Raw genomic sequence first — 19,291 nt, 5'->3', positions numbered from 1 at the left:
TCGGACACCACGTTCCACTTCGTCGACGCCGACCCGGCCACCGTCCTGGAGCAGGCACGCGATGCCGCCGGAGGGAAGGACGTCCGCCTCGGGGGCGGGGCGACCGTCGTCGGGGAGTTCCTCGACGCCGATCTCGTCGACACGCTGCACGTCGCCGTCGTGCCCCTGGAGATCGGGGGCGGATCGCGGCTGTGGGAGTCGCCCGACGAGCTGGACGAGCGGTTCCACCACGACGTCGTCCCCAGCCCGAGCGGGGTGACGCACCACCTGTTCTGGCGGCGCTGACAGGGCGCGGTGCGGGCGGGCTACTTCTTCTTGCCGCCCTTCTTCCCCTTGCCACCCTTCTTGCCGTCCTTCTTCCCGCTCTTCTTCTCGCTCTTCTTCCCGGACTTCTTGGCGTCGTCCTTGCCGCCCTTCGCGGGCGCCGGCACGGCGGCCTCCGACGCGCCCACCGCGGCCGCGCGTGCGACGCCGTCACCGCCCGCCACCCGGGCCTTGAACGACGCGCCGACGCGGAACCGGGGAACCGTGGCGGCGGGGACGTCCACCACCGCGCCCGTGCGCGGGTTCCGTGCCGTGCGGGCTGCCCGGGCAGCGCTGTCGAAGGTGCCGAAGCCGATCAGGGAGACCCGTTCGCCGTCGGCGACCCCGGTCACGATCTCCTCGAGCACCGCGTCCACGTGCCTGCGCGCCTCCGCCGGGCTGGTGCCCGTCCGGTCGGCCACGGCCTGCACGAGCTCTGCCTTGTTCATGCGCACCTCCGGTGTCGTCCACGCTGACGGCCGGGGCGGCACCACGGCCGTGTCGTCCCTGGCCATTCAAGCGGGGACGGCCGGATTCCGTGGGCAGAACCGCCGGGGGCGGCGCGATCGCCGGTCACGCGACGCGGTACCGCGCCACGCCCGCCGGGTCGAGCGAGAGTCCGTGCCCGGCCCGGTCCGGGTCCGGGCGGACGCGTCCCCCGGTGGGCCGCAGCGTGCCGTCCAGGAGCAGCGCGTCCACGCGCACGTGGTCGGCGAACCACTCCAGGTGGCGGGCGTTCGGCACGGCGCACGCCACGTGCGCGGAGAGCTGCGGCGCGCAGTGCGCCGACACGTCGGTGTGGTGCGCGCGGGCGAGCGACGCGACACCCAGCCAGGTGGTGTAGCCGCCGCACCGCGTGACGTCCGCCTGCAGGCAGTCGACGGCCCCCGCCGCGAGCATGCGCTCGAAGTAGCCGAGGGTCCAGCCGTACTCGCCCGCCGTCACGTCGGCCCGCGACGCGTCCCGCACGCGGGCCAGGCCCGGCAGGTCGTCGGAGGTGACGGGCTCCTCGAACCACGTCACCGCGTGCTCGTCCAGCGCCCGCGTGACCCGCCGCGCCTGCCCGACGCCGTAGGCCCCGTTGGCGTCGACGAACACGTCGACGTCGGCGCCGACGACGTCGCGCACCAGGGCGACGCGCTCCAGGTCGCGCGCCACCCGCGTGCCCCACGACTCGCCGATCTTCAGCTTCACCGCCCCGACGCCGTCCTCGCCCAGCCACGCCTCGACCTGACGCCGGGTCGTGGCCTCGTCCTGGGTGGTGAACCCGCCGCTGCCGTAGACGGGGACGGACTCGCGGACACGCCCCAGCAGGCCTGCGAGAGAGACGTCGAGCAGCCGCGCCTTGAGGTCCCACAGCGCGACGTCCACGGCGGAGATCGCGCACGCGCACACGCCCGGGCGCCCGGCGTTGCGCACCGCCCGGCTCATCGCCTCGTGCGCGCCGGGCACGTCGAGGGCGTCGCGGCCCACGACCTCGTCCGCGAGCGTCCCGGTGACGACGCCGGCGGCGGAGGCGTCCGCGTACGTCCAGCCCAGCCCGGTCGTCGACCCGCTGCGGGCCTGCACCAGCACCACCGTCGTCGCGTCCCAGGAGAGGGTGCCGTCCGCCTCGGGCGCCTCGGTGGGCACCCGGCAGACGACGACGTCGAGGCCGTCCAGCCGGGCCTCCGGCCGCGTCATGCCGGCCACCCCGCCGTCGACGGCTCCCGCCGGGGCGGTGCGGCGTGCCGGTCCAGGTGACGCACCGCCTGCGGGCGGCCGGGGCGGCGGGCGACCTGCCGCTCCGGCCGTGCTCCCAGGGCCTCCCCGCGCAGGCCCGCCGCCAGCAGCTCGGCCAGGTGCACGCCCTCGCGCCCGACGTCGGACTGCTCGAGCTGGGTGCGGCAGCTGAAGCCGTCGGCGAGCACCACGGTCCGATCGTCCGCGTCGCGCACGGCGGGCAGCAGGTCGTGCTCCGCGCAGGCGAGCGACACGTCGAGGTGGCCGCGCTCGAAACCGAAGTTCCCGGCGAGGCCGCAGCAGCCCTCGACGGTCGACGTCTCCACCCCGGCGCGCTCCAGGAGCGCGTCGTCGGCGCCGGAGCCGAGGACCGCGTGCTGGTGGCAGTGCGGCTGGCGCACGGCCTGGCGGCCCACGTCCGGCGGCTCCCACCCCGGGGTGTCCTCGAGCAGCTCGGCGAGCGTGCGCGTCGCGTCGCGCAGGCGCGCCACGTCGTGGTCGTGGGGGAGCAGCTCCGGAGCGTCCGAGCGCAGCACGGCCGTGCAGCTCGGCTCCAGCCCCACCACGGGGACGCCGGCGCGGACGGCCGGGGCGAGGTGGGCGGCGGCGCGCCGCAGCGCGCGCTTCGCGACGCCGAGCTGGCCCGTGGAGATCCACGTCAGCCCGCAGCACACGGTCCGCGGCGGCACGCGCACGCGGTACCCCGCGTCCTCGAGCACCTCGACCGCCGCCTCGGCGACGTGCGGGTGCAGCGAGTTGGTGAACGTGTCGGGGAACAGCACCACGTCGCCGTGCCGGCCCGGCGGGCCCGGAGCATCGGCGCGGCGCGGGGCGCGGGCGAAGGCGTCGCTGAAGCGCTCGCCGGCGAAGTAGGGCACGGGACGGTCGGGCTCAACGCCGGCCAGCCGTTGGCCCAGGCGGGTCAGCGGCCCGGCGTGGGCCGCCGCGTTGACCGCCCGCGGGGCGACGGCGGCCAGGCGCGCCCACACGGGGAGCCAGCCCATCGCGTAGTGGGCCGGAGGACGGAGCCGCCCCCGGTAGTGCTGGTGCAGGAACTCCGCCTTGTAGGTGGCCATGTCGACGTCGACCGGGCAGTCGCTCTTGCAGCCCTTGCACGCCAGGCACAGGTCGAGCGCGTCGCGCACCTCGGTGGAGCGCCAGCCGTCCTGGACCGGGCTGTCGGGGTGGTTGGTCATCATCTCGAACAGCAGGCGGGAGCGACCCCGGGTGGAGTGCTCCTCCTCGCCCGTGGCCCGGTACGACGGGCACATCACACCGCCCTCGTGGCTGCGGCAGGAGCCCACGCCGACGCAGCGCAGCACGGCCCGGTCGAACCCGCCACCGTCGTCCGGGTAGGCGAAGCCGAGCCGCCCGGGGAGCGTGGGCGCGAAGTCGGCGCCCAGGCGCAGGTCCTCCGTGACGCCGTGCGGGTCCACGACCTTCCCGGGGTTCATCCGGGCGTCGGGGTCGAAGATCCGCTTGAGGGTGCGGAAGGCCTCGACGACCCGGTCGCCGAACATCACCGGCAGCAGCTCTCCCCGGGCCTGCCCGTCGCCGTGCTCGCCGGACAGCGACCCGCCGTAGCCGGCCACCAGGCGGGCGGCGCGGCCGACGAACTCGCGGAAGTCGGCCACCCCCTCGGCGCGGACGAGGTCGAACGGCACCCGCAGGTGCAGGCAGCCCTCCCCGAAGTGCCCGTAGCGCGAGGCCTTGCCGTAGCCGTACTCGTCGAGGAGCTCACCGAGGTCGGCCAGGTAGTCGCCGAGGCGCTCCGGCGGCACGGCCGAGTCCTCCCACCCCGGCCACGTGTCGTCCATGTCGGGCACGCGGGAGGTGGCCCCCAGACCCGACTCGCGCACCTGCCAGATCTCGTCCTGGTGCGCCTCGTCCTCGAACACCCGGGCGGTCGGGGCGTCCTGGCGGCCGTCGGCGCACACGTCGTCGAGCAGGGCCTTCGCGCGCCGGTCGGCCTCGTCGGTGTCCGTGCCCCCGAACTCGACGAGCAGCCAGCCCTCGCCCTCCGGCAGCAGGTGCAGCGCGGACGCGTTCAGCGCCTTCTCCCGCTCGAAGTGCACGAGGCGCTCGTCCATGCCCTCCAGGACCACCGGGGCGTGCGCCGCGACGCGCGGCACGTCCCGGGCGGCGTCGACGATCGTCGGGTAGCCGAGCACGACGAAGGCCCGCTCCGGCACGACGGGCACGAGCGAGAGCTCCGCCCGCAGGATCGTCACGAGGGTGCCCTCCGACCCGACGAGGGCGCGGGCCACGTCGAAGCCGTGCTCGGGCAGCAGCGAGTCCAGGTCGTAGCCGGAGACGCGGCGCGGGATGTCCGGGAAACGGGCGCGCACGTCGTCCCCGTACTCGGCGACGAGGTCCCGCAGCCCGGCGTAGATCTCCGCACGCCGCCCCCCGGCGGCAAGGATCTCCGCCAGCTCGTCCTCGGACGTCGGCCCCACCCAGGTCCGCAGGCCGTCGTAGGTGAGCACCTCCAGGCGGACCACGTTGTCGACGGTCTTGCCGAACGCCTGCGCGGTGGCACCGCACGAGTTGTTGCCCAGCATGCCCCCGAGCGTGCAGCGGCTGTGGGTGGACGGCCGCGGCCCGTACATCAGCCCGTGCTCGGCCAGCCGGGCGTTCAGGTCGTCGAGCACCACGCCCGGCTCGACGACGACGGTGCGCGCCCCGGGGTCCACGGACGTCACCCGGTGGCAGTACTTCGACCAGTCCAGGACCACGGCCACGTTGCAGGACTGGCCGGCCAGGCTGGTCCCGCCGCCCCGGGAGACGACGGGGACGCCGCGGGCCGCGCAGACCGCGACCGCCGCCGCGCCGTCGTCGACCGTCCGCGGGACCACCACCCCGAGCGGGACCTGGCGGTAGTTCGACGCGTCGGTCGCGTACGTCCCGCGCGAGCCCGCGTCGAAGCGCACCTCGCCGTCCACCGCGTCGGTCAGCGCCCGCTCGAGCTCGCGCAGGTCGAGCCCGGCCAGGTCGGGCCCCGTGCGGCGCACCGGGTCGGGGAGCGCCACGCTCGTCCGGCCGCCCACCTCAGGAGTCGCCACGGCCGAGGGCGTGCTTGGCCTGCGCGAACAGCTGGGCCGCGACCGCCCGCGCGGAGTTCCGGATCACCGACCCCTGGGCCGGGTCGCCCTTGGCGAGCGTCTCGAGGAACGCCGTCGCCTCCTCCCGCGACACGTGCGCCGGCAGCGGCGGCACGTTCGGGTCGGTGTGCACGTCGAGCACGACGGGCCGGTCGGCGGCGAACGCCTGGTCCCAGGCGTCGCCCACCTGCTCCGGACGGTCGACGCGGATGCCGCGCAGACCGAGCAGCTCGGCGTACCCCGCGTAGTCCATGTCCTCCAGGAGCTGCGAGGTGTCGTACCGGGGGTCGCCGGCCTCGCGCATCTCCCAGGAGACCTGCGTCAGGTCGTCGTTGTGCAGCACCAGCACGACGAACCGCGGGTCGGTCCACTCCTGCCAGTGCCGCTTCACGGTGAGCAGCTCGTTCATGCCGAGCATCTGGAACGCGCCGTCCCCGATGGTGCACACCACCGGCCGGTCGGAGTACGCGAACTTGGCCGACAGCGCGTACGGCATGGCGGCCAGCATCGACGCGAGCATGCCGGACAGGTTCCCGCGCATGTCGCGCCCGAGCCGGAGGTGGTGGCCGTACCAGTCCGCCGTCGAGCCGGCGTCGGCCGTGACGATGCAGTTCCGCGGCAGGCGCTCGTTGAGGCGGTGGTACACCAGGCGCGGGTTGACCGGGTCCGCCTCCGCCAGGGCCTGCTTCTCGATGACGTCGTCCCAGACGCGCATGCCCTCGACGACGCCCTCCTGCCAGGTGCGGTCGTCGTGGTGCGCGAGGTACGGCAGCAGTGCCGCGAGGGTGGCGCGCGCGTCGCCCGCGAGGTTGACCTCCATCGGGTACCGCAGGCTGAGGTTGCGGGGGACGAGGTCGATCTGCACGCCGCGGGCCTGCCCCGTGGCGGGCAGGAACTCCGAGTAGGGGTAGTTGCTCCCGGCGACGAGCAGGGTGTCGCAGTCCTGCATCATGTCGTAGGCGGGCTTCGAGCCCAGCAGGCCGAGCTGCTGCACATGGTGCGGCACGTCCCCGGGCACCACGTCCTTGCCGAGCAGCGCGGTCGTGATGCCGGCGCCGAGCCGGTCCGCCACCTCGAGCACCTCGTCGGTGGCGCCGCGGGCGCCCTCGCCGACGAGCATGGCGACCTTCGACCCGGCGTTGAGCACCTCGGCGGCCCGCCGGAGCTCGTCCTCCGGGGGCGTCAGCGCGGTCGAGGAGTGGCCGACGCCGGTGCGCGACACCCAGTGCTCGACGGCGGGCACCTCCATCTCCAGGTCCTGCACGTCGGCCGGCAGGACCACGGCGACGGGGCAGCGCTCGGCGTGCGCGACCCGGACGGCCCGGTCCACGACGAGCTGCGCCTGCATGGGGGTGTTGACGGTCTGCACGTACCCGGCGACGTCGTCGAACGCCCGCTCGAGGTTCAGCACCTGCTGCCCGTCGCTGCCCAGCGCGACGCGGCCCTGCTGGCCCACGACGGCGACCACCGGCTGGTGGTCCATCTTCGCGTCGTACAGGCCGTTGAGCAGGTGGATCGCGCCCGGCCCGGACGTGGCGACGCAGACGCCGACCTCCCCGGTGAACTTGGCGTGGGCAGTCGCCATGAAGGCGGCCACCTCCTCGTGGGTGGGGCGCAGGTAGCGGAAGTCCTTGCCGTCGGACTCGGCGCGCTCCAGGGCGCCGTCGAAGCCCCCGATGCCGTCGCCGGGGAACCCGTACCAGGTGTGCAGGTCCCACTCGATGAGGCGGTCGATGACGAAGTCGCTGACGGTCGTGCTCATGGGCGTGCCTCGCTTCCGGTGCGTGACTCTGCGGTACCTCCACCCCTACACCGGATGCGCTCCGCTCGACACCGCGGGGCTCGCGCCGCGCAGCCCGCGGGTGAAGACGGCGGGCCGCGGGGTGAAGTCGACCGGCGGCGGCCCGGATGCGGCTCGCGCGGGGCTACTGTGCGGGAGCCGACCCGGGCAGGACTCCTCGGAGGAGACATGAAGAAACGATCGTTCGTGGCGTCCGCCCTCGCCGCCGTCCTCACCGTCGGTGTCGTCGCTGCACCCGCCGTCGCCGGCAGCGGGTCGACGTCGGACAGCGACGGCGACCGATCCGCCACGATGACCGTGACGACGCCGAAGTACGTCACCATCCAGCGCGACGGCTACACCAAGATCCCGGTGACGGCGACGCTGTCGTTCCCGGACGGCGGTCGCTTCACGGGCTGGTGGGCCGGTGACGCGGGATGGGCGACGGCGGAGTCCATCAACGGACCCTGGCAGTACACGTACGCGGACTTCACGAACACGGTCGCGAAGACCAAGAAGGTCACGCTCACCTTCCGCAAGTACGACCATCTGGTCCCGCAGCGACTCGCCGTCGGCGCCCAGCTCGCTCCGGAGGTGAGCGGGTCGTGGCTGTACCCGTCGAAGGACCACCTCACCACCGTCTACCTGCGCAACAAGCGCACGGTCGTGGGCGAGAACGCCTACCGCAAGGCCGGCTCGCGCGCCTACGTGCGGATCCGCGGGACGGTGAAGGAGAACGTCTGGACGTCCTCCTGGTCGGACACCGGCACGTGGAAGGGCAAGAAGGGCGTGCGCGTCACGATCCGATTCAACCCGACCGGTCCGAAGACGTGGCGCACCGTCAAGCACGTCACCACGGGTGCCGGGGGCAAGGTCGCGACGCGGGTGAAGAGCTCGAAGGCAGGGACCTACCAGATCGTGGTCCCGGCGACGACTCGGACGACGGGCGCCAGCGGCAAGGACGGCGTCTCCGCCCGCTGACGTCGGCGCTCAGCCCGGCCGGGACCCGGCGTCGTCGGTGAGCGCGGCGAAGGCGTCGTCCGGGTGGGTCCGCCAGGTGTGCGGAACGAGAGCGCTCCGGTCCCCCTGCCATCGCCCGGCGCTGACGAGCGTCAGCACGCCGAGCGCGGCGACGGACGCCCAGCCGACCGCCGACCAGGCGTCGCCGGTTCCGACGTACAGCAGCACGACCGCGGCCCACAGGACGCTGTGGCCGAGCCCTGCGACGGTGATGACGAGGTGCCCGCCGAAGCTCGCGACGACCTGGCCGTCGTCGAAGGGAAGAGTCCCTGGACGACGGCGCGGTCGCAGGGGAACGATCGCCGCATGGGCGACGAGCGCCCCGTACAGCAGGACGCTGATCCAGGGCACGACCGCGAGGCCGAGCGTGCGTGGCGTCCCGCCCTGGAACGTGTGGAACCCGGCGGCGAACAGCAGGTAGACCACCGGCAGAAGCCACCCGGCGAGCGCCATGCCGGTGAAGAAGGTGAGCCCGTCGAGGACCCGGCGCTGGCGAGCGCGGAACCCGTCGGTATCGAGCGCGGGGCCGGGCTCCGTGGGTGCCATCATGCCGCATCCGCCAGGCTGATCGACGCGGCGAACTGATCGAGGACCGGCAGCACCGTGTCGAGGAGCACCAGGTTGGACGTGCCGTACATGACGACCACGTCGCTGCCGCCGGTGCGCCAGGCCCAGTTGACCGACACCACGATGTCGCCGCCCAGGTCGTCGGCACGGGTGTGGCGGACCGCGCGACGGCCCTCGCCGAGGCCACCGGTGACGGAGGTGATCTCGGGATCGCGGGTCATGGCGGGGTCGGGCAGTCCGAGCAGCCGGTCCATGTCGGTGTCGCCGTCGGTGGGGGTCTCCAGGACCTGCACCATCTCGAGCGACCCGTCGGGTGCGCCGAGCAGGGCGAACCGGTGGATGTCCGGGGTCATGCGCGGGTAGGCGAGGAGCTGGCGCAGGAAGTGCTCGAGCTGGTCCGTGGCATCCTCCCCGTACTCGAACGCCTCGGATGCGAGCCGCGAGACCGTCGCGACCCACTCGTCCGCCGTCTCATAGCCGTTCCACGGGAAGTCGCGGGGGACGTAGACCCAGCGGTCGGTGTCGAAGTCCACGCGGAGAGTCATCGAGTTTCCTCCGGATCGGCATCGTGGGGGTCGGTGCTGTTCGGTGGGGCGTCGCGCCAGCGCAGCGAGGCCATCATGGTGTCGCCGAGCTCGGTCAGCTGGTCGACGAGGGGTGCCAGCTCCGGGTCCGCCGACCCGGAGACCGTGAACGTGCCCACCAGCGCCTGGACGTCGGTCGACGGCGGGTCCCAGACGTGGTGCACGGTGCGTAGCGCGCCCCCGGGGGACTCGCCCGGCAGCTCGACGTCCGGCGCCTGCGGGGAACCGTCGTCGTGCTCGACGATCTCCCGGCGGGCCTCGCCCGCCCGGGTGCGGACCGTCGTCGAACCGGGGCCGGCCGCCGGCGCACCACCCTGGCCGGCCGGGGCGAACGCGAGGGCCAGGGACACCGGGGCACGCCACGGGACGCCGAGTGGCAGCACCACATCGACGACGCCACGGTCGCGCGCGGAGTCGACCGTCGCGACCAGCGACCGCTCCAGGCGGCGCACCTGCCCCCGGTTCCGGTCGTCGAGCCGGTCGCGGTAGTGACGCCGGACCACCTCCCGGACGTCGGCCTCGACGTCGCCCTGCGCCGGGATGAGGACGAACCCGGGCGGCAGGACGAGCGCGTACCCCGGGGTGCTCGCGCCGCTCCGAGAGGTGCTCCCAGGGACGGAGGTCATCGAGGACCGTCCGTGTTCGTGGGCCGCGCGGGCGCGAACCTCTGGTCCGGCAGGTCGATCACGCCGTCGTTCGGTGCCTGCGCCGGTGGGACACGCCAGGAGCGGGGGAGAAGCCGCAGGGTGCCCAAGATGATGCGCAAGATGAGCGCACCGATGGCGATCAGCATGACGTAGACGACCCAAACGGTCGACCCAGGGATGGGAGCCCCTTCGGGCAACAGCGAGGCCGCGTGTCCCCACACGCTGAGAAAAAGGAGACCACCGAAGAAGAGCAGCATCCCTCTCCCCATGGGGGGAACCTGAGATCTATCGCTGGGCAACCGCTGCATGTCGCGCCGCCGAAGTCGGGGCAGCGGGAAGCACAAAACCACTGCAGCCACGTAGACGAGCACAGGGCCCCAGGCGAGCCAACGCCATGCCGTGGCGAAGGGGCCAAATGATCCGTAGTTCTCCCTTCCGATTCCGAGCACGACGAACATCTGGACGACGTAGATCAACATCTCGGCGCAGAAGCAGAGCGCGACGATGAACATCAACTTGCCGACTCGCTTCCATGCTCGAGACACCGACTCGAATGTCATGACGATCTCCCTGCCGGATCCCAGTTACCGACGACGTCGAATGTTCCCCCGTCAACCTCGCTCCACCAGTCGCTGTACTGGCCGAGGGCGCGGCCGACCTGGCCGGGAACCTCTCGCATATCAGGAGTGATTCCGAGAATGCCGCCGTTGATGAAGTCGTCGTGCCAGCTGACCGCGGCGTCGGCGACGCCGATGATGTTGTTGGTGAACGCCATGTCTCGCATGGACTGGCCCCCGTAAAGGATGGCGTCGTCGATCATTCCCCCGCTGCCGAGCCGAGCATGCTTCGCGATCGAGGCAAAAGCCGCGCCGTCTGTCCCGCCACCGCGGAACACCTTCCAGACGTCCTCGAGGCTGCGGTAGACCGGACGACCTGCGAGCTCGGCGCCGTTCCTCAGCACCATCCCCTCCGGGAGTGCCCGGGCGAGGTCGTCACCGACCCGGGCGGACGCGGAACCGAACTGCCGGACGGCCCGTGCCGGCCGCGACAGTGCCTTGAGGATGCCGGGCTGCTTGGCTGTCCTCCATGCGAGACGGGACGCACGCGTGGCCTTGAGGGCCCGGACGCCGATCTTGACACCGGAGCCCAGGACAGAGCCGACGCCGAGCGTCGCGAGAGCCACGAAGTCGAGCCCGACGTCGAGCCACGATCCATTCCCCGTGGCCGCCAACGTGCTGCTCGTGACGAGGGTGGCAAGGGCGAAGGCCGCGGCGAAGGGGAGTAGCAGGGGGAAGAAGATGGAGAGCACGCCGAGGGCCGTCGCGATGATCGACAAGGCGTCCTTGAGCACCTTGATCCAGCCCATGTTGTCGGTGACCCAGCTCTTGAAGCTGTCCCATGCCGAGTCGGAGAGGCCGTCGGCGTCGACCGCCTCGGTGATGCGCCGCTCGGCGGCGTCGCCGGCCTCGTGGACGGCGGTGAGCGCCTGGTCGTACGAGGACTGCGCCTGGAGCAGCGAGGTGGTCATCGGCTCCACCGCGTTCTCAAGGCGCACGAGCTCGTCGCGGTACTCCTCGATCTGGTCGGCCGGTGCCCACTGCATCGAGTGCTGGGTCTCGCTGATCTGGGCGTCGTAGGTCGCGATCGTGCCGGACGTGGACTCCCGGACTTCGATCGCCGACGACACGTCCGACTGCGCCCAGTCGAGGACCTCGGCGAACGTGGCGAGGGCCGACCCGGCCGTCTCGTAGCGGTCCTGGATCTGCGCGAGCCGGGGGAGCACCTCGTCGGCCTGGCCCACGAGCTCCGTCATCGCCTCGGACTCGTGCGCCTCGGCGTCGGCGATGGTGCGCCGAAGCTCGGCGACCGCGGTCCCGACATCCTCCGCGACCCGGGTGTAGCGGGAGGCGTGGCGGCGGATGCCGTCGGGGTCTCCCTCGAGAGGCATCATCGAGGACGCCGCCTGCAGCGCTTCGGCACGCCCCGTCACCGGTCGCCCTCCACCGCGGCGGCGAGCTTGCCGTCGACGTCCTCGAAGGTCTGCGCCACGCCGTCCGTGGCCTGGTGCAGGCCGTCGAGCTTCTCGACCAGCGCGGTGCGCGCGACGTCCCAGTCCTTGCCGAACGTCGCCACGGCGTCGGCCAGCCCCCGGTGGGGGATCATGCCCGCCAGCTCGTCGGCCGCCGCCTCGGCGTCGTCCAGGTTGCGCCGGATGCTGCCCAGGCGGGTGGCGGTGTCCCGCACGGCGTCGAGGTCGAGTCGCAGCCGCTCGCCCACGGTAGTCCTTTCGTCGTGCCGTCGATGCGTGCCCGACGATATCGGTGCCGAGCCGCGGGCCGCCGACGTCGTCCACAGCCCCCGGACGAGCGGGCTCAGGCGGTGGCGGCCGCCGCGGCCCGCGCCCCGGCGGGCAGGGCGTCGAGGATGCGCTGCACCGCGGCCTCGTCGTGCGCCGCGGAGACGAACCAGGCCTCGAAGACGGACGGCGGGAGGTTCACGCCCGCCTCCAGCAGGGCGTGGAACAGTGCCCGGTAGCGGAACGCCTCCTGCCCCTGCGCCTGCGCGTAGTCACGCACCCCGTGGGCCGCGGCGTCGGGGCCGAAGAACACGGAGAACAGCGAGCCGGCGCGCTGCACGCGGTGCTCCACGCCCGCGGCGGACAGGGCGTCGCCGAGCGCGGTGGCCAGGGTGTCGGCGACCGCGTCCACCCGCGCGTACACGGCGTCGTCGGCCAGCCGCAGCGTCGTCAGCCCCGCCGCGACGGCGACCGGGTTCCCGGACAGCGTGCCCGCCTGGTACACGGGCCCGGTCGGCGCGAGCTGGTCCATGAGGGCCGCCGGGCCGCCGAGCGCGGCCACCGGCATGCCCCCGCCCACGACCTTGCCGAACGTCAGCAGGTCGGGCTCGTACCCCTCGCCGTCCGAGGCGTTCTCGACGCCCCACCAGCCCGACGGGCCCACGCGGAACCCGGTGAGCACCTCGTCCATGATCATCAGGGCGCCGTGCTCGCGCGTGATCCGCCGCAGGCCCGCGTTGAACCCCGGCTCCGGCGGCACGACACCCATGTTCGCCGGGCTCGCCTCGGTGATCACGGCGGCGATGCGGTCGCCGTGCGCGGCGAACGCGGCCTCGACGGCTGCCAGGTCGTTGTACGGCAGGACGAGGGTCTCGGCCGCGGACGCCTCGGTCACCCCGGCGGTGCCCGGCATGGCGAGGGTCGCGACGCCGGAGCCCGCGTCGGCCAGTAGTGCGTCGACGTGCCCGTGGTAGCAGCCGGCGAACTTCACGACGAGCGGCCGCCCGGTCGCGCCGCGCGCCAGGCGCACCGCCGTCATCGTCGCCTCGGTGCCGGTGGACACCATCCGCACCCGCTCCGCGAGCGGCACGCGGCGGCGGATCTCCTCCGCCAGCTCGACCTCCGCCACCGTCGGCGCGCCGAACGACAGCCCGCGTGCGGCGGCGTCCTGCACGGCCGCGACGACGTCCGGGTGCGCGTGCCCCAGCAGCGCCGGCCCCCACGAGCACACCAGGTCCACGTACTCGCGACCCGCCACGTCGGTGACGTACGGGCCCCGCGCGGAGGCGAGGAACGTGGGGTCGCCGCCCACCGAGCCATACGCCCGCACCGGCGAGTTCACCCCGCCGGGGATCGCGGTCCGGGCACGCTCGAACGCGTCGTGGTTGGTCGTCATCGTGTGTGTCTCCTCGTCGTCTCGCGGCGTCGTGCGGGTCGGTGCGGGTCGGTGCCGGTCAGCCCAACCACTCCGCGATCTCGGTCGCCCAGTACGTCAGCACGACGTCGGTCCCGGCCCTCTTGATCGCCAGCACCGACTCCAGCACGGCGCCCCTGCGGTCGATCCAGCCCTGCGCGGCGGCCGCCTCGATCATCGCGTACTCGCCGCTGACCTGGTACGCCGCGACGGGCACGTCGGCCCGGTCGGCGACGCCGCGCAGCACGTCGAGCGACGTGCCCGCGGGCTTGACCATCACCATGTCCGCGCCCTCGGCGAGGTCCAGGTCGGCCTCGCGCAGCCCCTCGCGGGCGTTGGCGGCGTCCATCTGGTAGGTGCGGCGGTCGCCCTGGAGCGCCGAGTCGACGGCGTCGCGGAACGGCCCGTAGAACGCGCTCGCGTACTTGGCGCTGTAGGCGAGGATGCTCACGTCGGTGAACCCTGCGTCGTCCAGCGCGTCGCGGATGACGGCGACCTGGCCGTCCATCATCCCCGACGGCGACACCACCTCGGCGCCCGCGCGTGCCTGCGCGACCGCCAGGGACGCGTAGCGCTCCAGCGTGGCGTCGTTGTCGACCGTGCCGTCCGCGGTGAGCACGCCGCAGTGGCCGTGGTCGGTGAACTCGTCCAGGCACGTGTCCGCCATGACGACGGGCCCCGGGCGCCCGGTCTCCTCCTCGACGGCGGCGACGGCCTCGCGTGCGACGCGGATCCCGCGCTGCAGGATCCCGTCGGGGGCGTCGCCCGCCGACCCGGTCGCGTCCCGCTCGGCGGGGATGCCGAACAGCATGACGCCGCCCAGCCCCGCGCGGGCCGCGTCGGCGACGGCGTCGCGCAGGCTCGCCTCGGTGTGCTGCACCTGGCCGGGCATGCTCGCGATGGGCGCGGGCTCGGCCAGGCCCTCCTTGACGAACAGCGGCAGCACCAGGTCGCCGGGATGCAGCCGGTGCTCGGCCACGAGGCGGCGCATGCGCGGCGTGGTGCGCAGGCGGCGGGGGCGGTACACGATGCCGGACGTGCTCACGGGTGCTCCTTGCTGGACGGTCGGCTGGGCTGGTCGTGCTGGTCGTGCTGCTGGCCGGAGGGGGCGGCGCCGAGGGCGGTCGACACGGCGGCGGCGAGGCCGTCGTCCGTGGGGCGGGTCGCGACGGCCGCGACGGCGAGCCCGGCGTCGCGCGCGGCGTCGGCGGACGGCCGGCCGATCGCCACGACCGGCGTGGCGGTGCCGCCCTGGCGCGCCACCTCCCGGGCGGCGGAGCCCGAGGCGACGACGACCAGGTCGAAGCCGCCGGCGCGCAGCCGTCCGGCGACGTCGGCGGGCAGGTCGCGGCGCACGGTGCGGTACGCGGTGACGACGTCCGGCCGCCAGCCGCGGGCTGCGAGCCCGTCGGGGAGCGTGGCCGCGGCGAGGTCGCCGAGGGGCAGCAGCACCCGGTCGCCGTCCGTGCCGGGCTCCGCCGTGGCGGGCCGGGGGAACGCGGCGACCAGGCCGGCCGCCGTCGGGTCGCCGTCGGCCGGCAGCAGGTCGGCGCGCAGCGACGACGCCTCCAGGGCGCGTCGCGTCGCGGGCCCGACGGCGGCCCAGCGGGTCGGGCACCGCGCGAGGTCGACCGCGGCGCGGCCCGCGGCGTCGCGCAGCGCGGTGACGGCGTTGACGCTGGTCACCGCCGTCCAGGCGTACGAGCCGGCGGCGAGTCGCCGCACGGCCTCGTTCAGCGCGGCGGGGTCGCCGGCCGGGGCGCGCTCGATCACGGGCGCGGCGACGGCGTCGTGCCCCGAGGCCCGGAGCCGCTCCAGGAGCCCCGCGGCGCGGGCGGGCGCCCGGGCCACGAGCACGGACGCGCCGGTCACGCGCCCTCCGGGTCGTCGGTGCCGGTGGGGGTGTGCAGGGGCGCGACGTCGGCGCGGGCGGCCACGTCGTCGGTCATGTCGTCGCCCGCGCCGGCGGGCACGTCGCCGGGTGCGCCGGCGCCGAGCGTGAGCGGCGCGAGCCGGTGCGCGCCGTCGGCGAGCAGCGCCTCCGCGACGCGCACGCCGAGCCCGGTCGCGGCGGCGTCCTGCGCGGCGAGGTCGCCGTCGAGCGACGCCGTCGCCGTGTGCCGCAGCTGCTCCGTACCGTCGACGCGGGCCACGACGGCGGTGAGCGCCAGCTCGCCCGCGTCCACCCGGGCGTGCGCGCCCACGGGCGCCGCGCAGCCCGCCTCCAGCCGGGCGAGGACGGCCCGCTCGGCGAGGACGGCAAGCCGCGTCGGCCGGTGGTCGAGGGCGGTGAACGCCTCGGCGAGCTCCGACCCGGGGGTGAGGTCCGCTGCGCGCGCCTCGACCGCGAGGGCGCCCTGCCCGGGGGCCGGGGCGACGACGGCCGGGTCGAGGGCCTCGGAGACGACGTCCGTCTTCCCCAGGCGGGCGAGCCCGGCGCAGGCGAGGACCACGGCGTGCAGGTCGGCGTCGTCGCCGAGCGCGCGCGCCAGCCGCGTGCCGACGTTGCCGCGGATGTCCACGATGTCGAGGTCCGGCCGGGCGGCCTGCAGCTGCGCGGCGCGGCGCGGCGAGCCCGTGCCGACGCGGGCCGAGCGCGGCAGCCCGGCCAGGGTGAGGCCGTCGCGCGCGCACAGGGCGTCGCGGGGGTCCTCGCGCTCCGGCGTGACGTAGGCCAGGGATCCAGGCTGCGCCGTCGGCAGGTCCTTGAGCGAGTGCACGGCGACGTCGCAGCGGCCGTCGAGCAGGGCCTCGCGCAGCGCCGCGACGAACACGCCCGTGCCGCCCATGGAGGACAGCGGCGACGTGCGGTCCGCGTCTCCCTGGGTGCGGATCGTCACGAGCTCCACCGGCCGGTCCAGCAGCTCCTCCAGCCGCCGGGCCACCAGACCCGACTGCGTGGTGGCGAGCGCGCTGGCACGGGTGCCCAGGCGCAGCGGTGCGAGGTCGGGCGTCGTGGGGATGCTCACCGGTCCAGTGTCGCGCAGCAGGGCGCCCCGTGGACAACCCGCGTGCCTACGGGCGCCCGATCTCACACGGTTGCTGTCACGCTGTCATGACACTCCGTGCCGACGTAGCGGTTTCTCCCCGTTCCCGGCACCGCAAGGGGGAGCGAGCGCTACGTCGGCACCGTCAGAGGTCGGCGACGGCCGCCTGCGCGTGCCCGACGATCGCCGCCAGGCCGGTGCCCGCGACCCAGCCGCCGGTGACGGCGAGCCCCGGGGTGCGCTCGACGGCCGCGGCGAAGCCGGCGACCTGCGCGCGGTAGGCCGGCGTCGGCGGGGGGAGCGCGCCGTCCCACCGCTGGAGCAGGTGGTCGCGGACGCGGTCGGCGACGTCGACGCCGAGCAGCGCCGACGCGTCGCGCGCCGCCTCGTCCGCCGTCGGGGGCTCGGTCGCCTCGCCGGTCCGCCCGTACGACAGGCGCACCACGTGCACGCCTTCGCCCGCGGCGGCGCGCACCCGGTCGGCCAGCCAGGGCCACTTCGCGGTGGCGTGCGTGAGGGCCTTGGCGCGCACCGGCGTCCCGCCGGGACCGGCGGCGCCCGGCGCGACGAGCATCCCCGACCCGCGGGGCGCGGCGTCGAGCTCGGGGGCGTCCAGCAGCAGCGTGACGAGCCGGATGTCGGCGCCCCGCTCCGGGGACGGCGCCGCGACGGCGTCGTCGTCGCCCGGCTCCAGCCACGGCGCGACCAGGGGCGCGACGGCGGGGGTGGTCACCACCAGCCGCGGCGCCGTCACGACGGCACCCGCCGCGGTCCGCACCCGCCAGCCGGCGTCGTCCCGGGCCACGTCCTCGACCCGCTGCCCGACCCGGACGGCGGCGTGGATGGGGCCCGTGGCGTCCGTGCGGGGGGTGTCCGCGAACTCCTCGGCGCTCGCGGCGATCTCCCCGGTGAGGGCCTCCACGAGGGCGTGCACGCCGCCGTCGATGCCGCGGACGGCGGAGCCGGCGGGGGCGGCGGCGCGCAGCTCGCCGACCGCGCGCGACAGCGACGCCGTCCGGGCGAAGGCGTCGAGGACGCCGGGGGCGACGGCGGCCACGTCGAGGCGGTCGAGGGGTGCGGAGTGGACGCCCGAGGCGACCGGCCCCACGAGGCGCTCCGCGACCCGCCGGCCGAGCCGCGAGCGCACGAAGGTCCCGAGGTCGGTGGTGTCGGCGACCGTGCGGGGGAGTATCCGGTCCAGGGCGGCGCGGGCCACGCCCGGCCAGCCGATCGCGCGGCGCACGTCGGGCGCCCACGGCACGGACGGGATGCCGAGCACCCCGCCCGCCGGCAGCGGGAACGCCCGCCCGGCGGCGTACCCCCAGGCGGCGAGCGGGGCGGGGGCCACGACGTCGAGCCCGAGCTCCGCGGCCAGGTCGGTCACCGCGGTGCCGCGCGCGGCGAACGACTCCGCGCCCAGGTCGAGGCGCAGCCGCGGCAGCGTCTCGAAGGCGCCGCCGCGCACCGGCCCGCCCACCCGGTCGGCGGCCTCGAGGACCACGACCTGCAGGCCCTGGTGGGCCAGGGTCCGGGCGGCCACGAGCCCGCCGATGCCGCCCCCGACGACGACGGCGTCGACGCGCTCGGCCGCTCGCGGGCGCGGCCCGGTGTCGGGCGCGCCGAGCGGGGGGAGGCCCGAGCCGGTGGTCACAACGCGTGCACCAGCTCGACGACGCGGGTCAGGACGGTCGGGTCGGTCTCGGGCGGGACGCCGTGGCCCAGGTTCACGACGTGACCGGGCGCGCCCTTCCCGCGCGCGACGACGTCGCGCACGTGCGCCTCCAGCGCCGGCCATCCCGCCCCGAGGAGGGCCGGGTCGACGTTGCCCTGCACCGGGACGTCGCCGCCGAGCAGCGCGGTGGCCTCGTCGAGCGGGGTGCGGTAGTCGACGCCGACGGTCGGGTGCGTGATCCCGGCGGTGCGCAGCACGTCCCGCATGGCCGGAAGCAGGTGCCCGGTGCCGGTGCCGAAGTGGATCCCGGGCACGCCTTCGTCCGTACCCGGCACGCGCAGGTCGGCGACGTGGGCCAGCGCGCGGGTGGACGACGGCGCGACGTGCGCCAGGTAGTCGGCCAGCGACAGGGAGCCCGCCCAGGAGTCGAACAGCTGGACGGCGGACGCGCCGGCGAGCACCTGCGCGCGCAGGAACCGGCCGGTGAGGTCGGCGGTCCACGCGGTGAGGCGGGCCCACGTCTCCGGGTCGGCGTGCATGAGGGTGCGGGCGGCGAGGTGGTCGCGCGACGGGCGACCCTCCACCAGGTAGGCGGCGAGCGTGAACGGGGCGCCGCCGAACCCGACGAGCGGCACGCTCCCGTCGGTCTCGGGGCCCGGACGGCCCGCGTACCGGTGCTCGGCGGACAGCTCGGCGACGGTGAGCCGCACGGCCTCGGCGATCGGCGCGAGGGCGTCGTCGTCCAGGGTGTGCTCCGTCAGCCGGGCGACGTCCTCCGCGGTGCGGTACGGGCGGTCCATGACGGGCCCGACCCCGGGCTTGATCTCCACGTCGACGCCCGCGAGGCGCAGCGGGATCACGATGTCGCTGAAGAAGACGGCGGCGTCCACCTGGTGCCGCCGCACCGGCTGCAGGGTGATCTCCGCCGCGAGCGGCGGCGTGAGGCAGGCGTCGAGCATCGCGGTGCCGGCGCGCGCCTCCCGGTACTCGGGCAGGGAGCGGCCGGCCTGGCGCATGAACCACACGGGCGTGGTGCCGTCGTCGGGGCGGTCGCCGCGCAGTGCCCGCACGAGCGGCGTGGTGGACGTCCGCCCGTCGACGAGCGGGTGGTCGGCGGGCAGGGGCGTCGTCGGTGCGGGGACCGTGGGCGATGTCACGGTTGACGATTCTGCCTCCCGGGGCGGCCGCCCATAAAGTG

At 75.0% G+C, this 19,291-nt stretch carries 18 protein-coding genes; 2 read left to right on the top strand and 16 right to left on the bottom strand.

What is annotated here, in order from left to right; genetic code table 11:
• Nucleotides 1–285, top strand: a 285-nt coding sequence (locus tag EYB28_RS19440) for a dihydrofolate reductase family protein (protein WP_205710966.1), incomplete at its 5' end; no start/stop codon positions are given.
• A 20-nt stretch (nucleotides 286–305) separates the two neighbouring features.
• On the opposite strand, the gene EYB28_RS20185 is transcribed toward EYB28_RS19440, so the two are convergent.
• The 4 genes from EYB28_RS20185 to EYB28_RS19420 form a co-directional block, all read right to left on the bottom strand.
• Complete coding sequence (locus tag EYB28_RS20185; protein WP_205710965.1) at nucleotides 306–752, bottom strand: HU family DNA-binding protein; 447 nt, start codon at nucleotides 750–752, stop codon at nucleotides 306–308.
• Nucleotides 753–876: 124 nt separating this feature from the next.
• Nucleotides 877–1,986 carry an enolase C-terminal domain-like protein gene (locus EYB28_RS19430; RefSeq protein WP_166851414.1) on the bottom strand — a complete coding sequence of 370 codons (1,110 nt, stop codon included), beginning with the start codon at nucleotides 1,984–1,986 and terminating at the stop codon, nucleotides 877–879.
• On the bottom strand, nucleotides 1,983–5,087 hold the full coding sequence (locus EYB28_RS19425) for an FAD-binding and (Fe-S)-binding domain-containing protein (protein WP_240930666.1): 3,105 nt from the start codon (nucleotides 5,085–5,087) through the stop codon (nucleotides 1,983–1,985). The genes EYB28_RS19430 and EYB28_RS19425 overlap by 4 nt, the downstream gene beginning before the upstream one ends.
• Complete coding sequence (locus EYB28_RS19420) at nucleotides 5,074–6,888, bottom strand: thiamine pyrophosphate-requiring protein (RefSeq protein WP_166851411.1); 1,815 nt, start codon at nucleotides 6,886–6,888, stop codon at nucleotides 5,074–5,076. The genes EYB28_RS19425 and EYB28_RS19420 overlap by 14 nt, the downstream gene beginning before the upstream one ends.
• 207 nt (nucleotides 6,889–7,095) lie before the next feature.
• Between EYB28_RS19420 and EYB28_RS19415 the strand changes: the two genes are divergently transcribed.
• On the top strand, nucleotides 7,096–7,887 hold the full coding sequence (locus tag EYB28_RS19415; protein ID WP_166851408.1) for a hypothetical protein: 792 nt from the start codon (nucleotides 7,096–7,098) through the stop codon (nucleotides 7,885–7,887).
• A gap of 9 nt (nucleotides 7,888–7,896) precedes the next feature.
• Here the strand turns inward: EYB28_RS19415 and EYB28_RS19410 are convergent, their stop codons facing one another.
• The 12 genes from EYB28_RS19410 to hemE all read right to left on the bottom strand — a co-directional run bounded on the left by EYB28_RS19410 (nucleotide 7,897) and on the right by hemE (nucleotide 19,250).
• Nucleotides 7,897–8,475: a hypothetical protein gene (locus EYB28_RS19410; RefSeq protein ID WP_166851405.1), complete on the bottom strand. Its 579-nt coding sequence runs from the start codon at nucleotides 8,473–8,475 to the stop codon at nucleotides 7,897–7,899.
• Nucleotides 8,472–9,038: a hypothetical protein gene (locus EYB28_RS19405; protein WP_166851402.1), complete on the bottom strand. Its 567-nt coding sequence runs from the start codon at nucleotides 9,036–9,038 to the stop codon at nucleotides 8,472–8,474. Before EYB28_RS19405 ends, EYB28_RS19410 begins: the two co-directional genes overlap by 4 nt.
• The gene (locus tag EYB28_RS19400) at nucleotides 9,035–9,703 is read right to left on the bottom strand and encodes a hypothetical protein (protein ID WP_166851398.1); all 669 of its coding nucleotides are present in this window, start codon (nucleotides 9,701–9,703) and stop codon (nucleotides 9,035–9,037) included. The genes EYB28_RS19405 and EYB28_RS19400 overlap by 4 nt, the downstream gene beginning before the upstream one ends.
• The gene (locus tag EYB28_RS19395) at nucleotides 9,700–10,284 is read right to left on the bottom strand and encodes a hypothetical protein (protein WP_166851396.1); all 585 of its coding nucleotides are present in this window, start codon (nucleotides 10,282–10,284) and stop codon (nucleotides 9,700–9,702) included. The genes EYB28_RS19400 and EYB28_RS19395 overlap by 4 nt, the downstream gene beginning before the upstream one ends.
• A complete protein-coding gene (locus EYB28_RS19390) occupies nucleotides 10,281–11,525 on the bottom strand; it encodes a hypothetical protein (RefSeq protein WP_166851393.1) in 1,245 nt (414 codons plus the stop codon). Before EYB28_RS19390 ends, EYB28_RS19395 begins: the two co-directional genes overlap by 4 nt.
• Before the next feature lie 185 nt (nucleotides 11,526–11,710).
• Nucleotides 11,711–12,001 carry a hypothetical protein gene (locus tag EYB28_RS19385; RefSeq protein ID WP_166851390.1) on the bottom strand — a complete coding sequence of 97 codons (291 nt, stop codon included), beginning with the start codon at nucleotides 11,999–12,001 and terminating at the stop codon, nucleotides 11,711–11,713.
• 95 nt (nucleotides 12,002–12,096) lie between these two features.
• Nucleotides 12,097–13,416, bottom strand: a complete 1,320-nt coding sequence (hemL, locus tag EYB28_RS19380) for a glutamate-1-semialdehyde 2,1-aminomutase (RefSeq protein WP_166851387.1) — start codon at nucleotides 13,414–13,416, stop codon at nucleotides 12,097–12,099.
• 58 nt (nucleotides 13,417–13,474) lie between these two features.
• On the bottom strand, nucleotides 13,475–14,479 hold the full coding sequence (gene hemB, locus EYB28_RS19375; protein WP_166851385.1) for a porphobilinogen synthase: 1,005 nt from the start codon (nucleotides 14,477–14,479) through the stop codon (nucleotides 13,475–13,477).
• Nucleotides 14,476–15,306, bottom strand: coding sequence for a uroporphyrinogen-III synthase (locus tag EYB28_RS19370; RefSeq protein ID WP_166851382.1), 831 nt, complete (start codon nucleotides 15,304–15,306; stop codon nucleotides 14,476–14,478). Before EYB28_RS19370 ends, hemB begins: the two co-directional genes overlap by 4 nt.
• A complete protein-coding gene (gene hemC, locus EYB28_RS19365) occupies nucleotides 15,303–16,403 on the bottom strand; it encodes a hydroxymethylbilane synthase (RefSeq protein WP_240930665.1) in 1,101 nt (366 codons plus the stop codon). Before hemC ends, EYB28_RS19370 begins: the two co-directional genes overlap by 4 nt.
• 163 nt (nucleotides 16,404–16,566) lie before the next feature.
• On the bottom strand, nucleotides 16,567–18,072 hold the full coding sequence (locus EYB28_RS19360) for an NAD(P)/FAD-dependent oxidoreductase (RefSeq protein ID WP_166851379.1): 1,506 nt from the start codon (nucleotides 18,070–18,072) through the stop codon (nucleotides 16,567–16,569).
• Nucleotides 18,069–19,250 (bottom strand): uroporphyrinogen decarboxylase, encoded by a 1,182-nt coding sequence (gene hemE / locus EYB28_RS19355; RefSeq protein WP_166851376.1) that lies wholly within the window; start codon nucleotides 19,248–19,250, stop codon nucleotides 18,069–18,071. Before hemE ends, EYB28_RS19360 begins: the two co-directional genes overlap by 4 nt.
• Nucleotides 19,251–19,291 lie beyond the last annotated feature (41 nt).

It is taken from the genome of Isoptericola sp. BMS4 (assembly GCF_011634835.1).
Classification (GTDB): Bacteria; Actinomycetota; Actinomycetes; order Actinomycetales; family Cellulomonadaceae; genus Isoptericola.
The sequence above is the reverse complement of the archived record's forward strand: the minus strand, read 5'-3'. Positions and strand labels throughout refer to the sequence as shown.

Excerpts from the sequence above, each read along its gene's own strand:
- EYB28_RS19410 (WP_166851405.1), bottom strand. The coding sequence starts at position 8,475 with ATGATGGCACCCACGGAGCCCGGCCCCGCGCTCGATACCGACGGGTTC.
- EYB28_RS19415 (WP_166851408.1), top strand. The coding sequence starts at position 7,096 with ATGAAGAAACGATCGTTCGTGGCGTCCGCCCTCGCCGCCGTCCTCACC.
- EYB28_RS20185 (WP_205710965.1), bottom strand. The coding sequence starts at position 752 with ATGAACAAGGCAGAGCTCGTGCAGGCCGTGGCCGACCGGACGGGCACC.
- EYB28_RS19400 (WP_166851398.1), bottom strand. The coding sequence starts at position 9,703 with ATGACCTCCGTCCCTGGGAGCACCTCTCGGAGCGGCGCGAGCACCCCG.
- hemL (WP_166851387.1), bottom strand. The coding sequence starts at position 13,416 with ATGACGACCAACCACGACGCGTTCGAGCGTGCCCGGACCGCGATCCCC.
- EYB28_RS19405 (WP_166851402.1), bottom strand. The coding sequence starts at position 9,038 with ATGACTCTCCGCGTGGACTTCGACACCGACCGCTGGGTCTACGTCCCC.
- EYB28_RS19430 (WP_166851414.1), bottom strand. The coding sequence starts at position 1,986 with ATGACGCGGCCGGAGGCCCGGCTGGACGGCCTCGACGTCGTCGTCTGC.
- EYB28_RS19395 (WP_166851396.1), bottom strand. The coding sequence starts at position 10,284 with ATGACATTCGAGTCGGTGTCTCGAGCATGGAAGCGAGTCGGCAAGTTG.
- EYB28_RS19420 (WP_166851411.1), bottom strand. The coding sequence starts at position 6,888 with ATGAGCACGACCGTCAGCGACTTCGTCATCGACCGCCTCATCGAGTGG.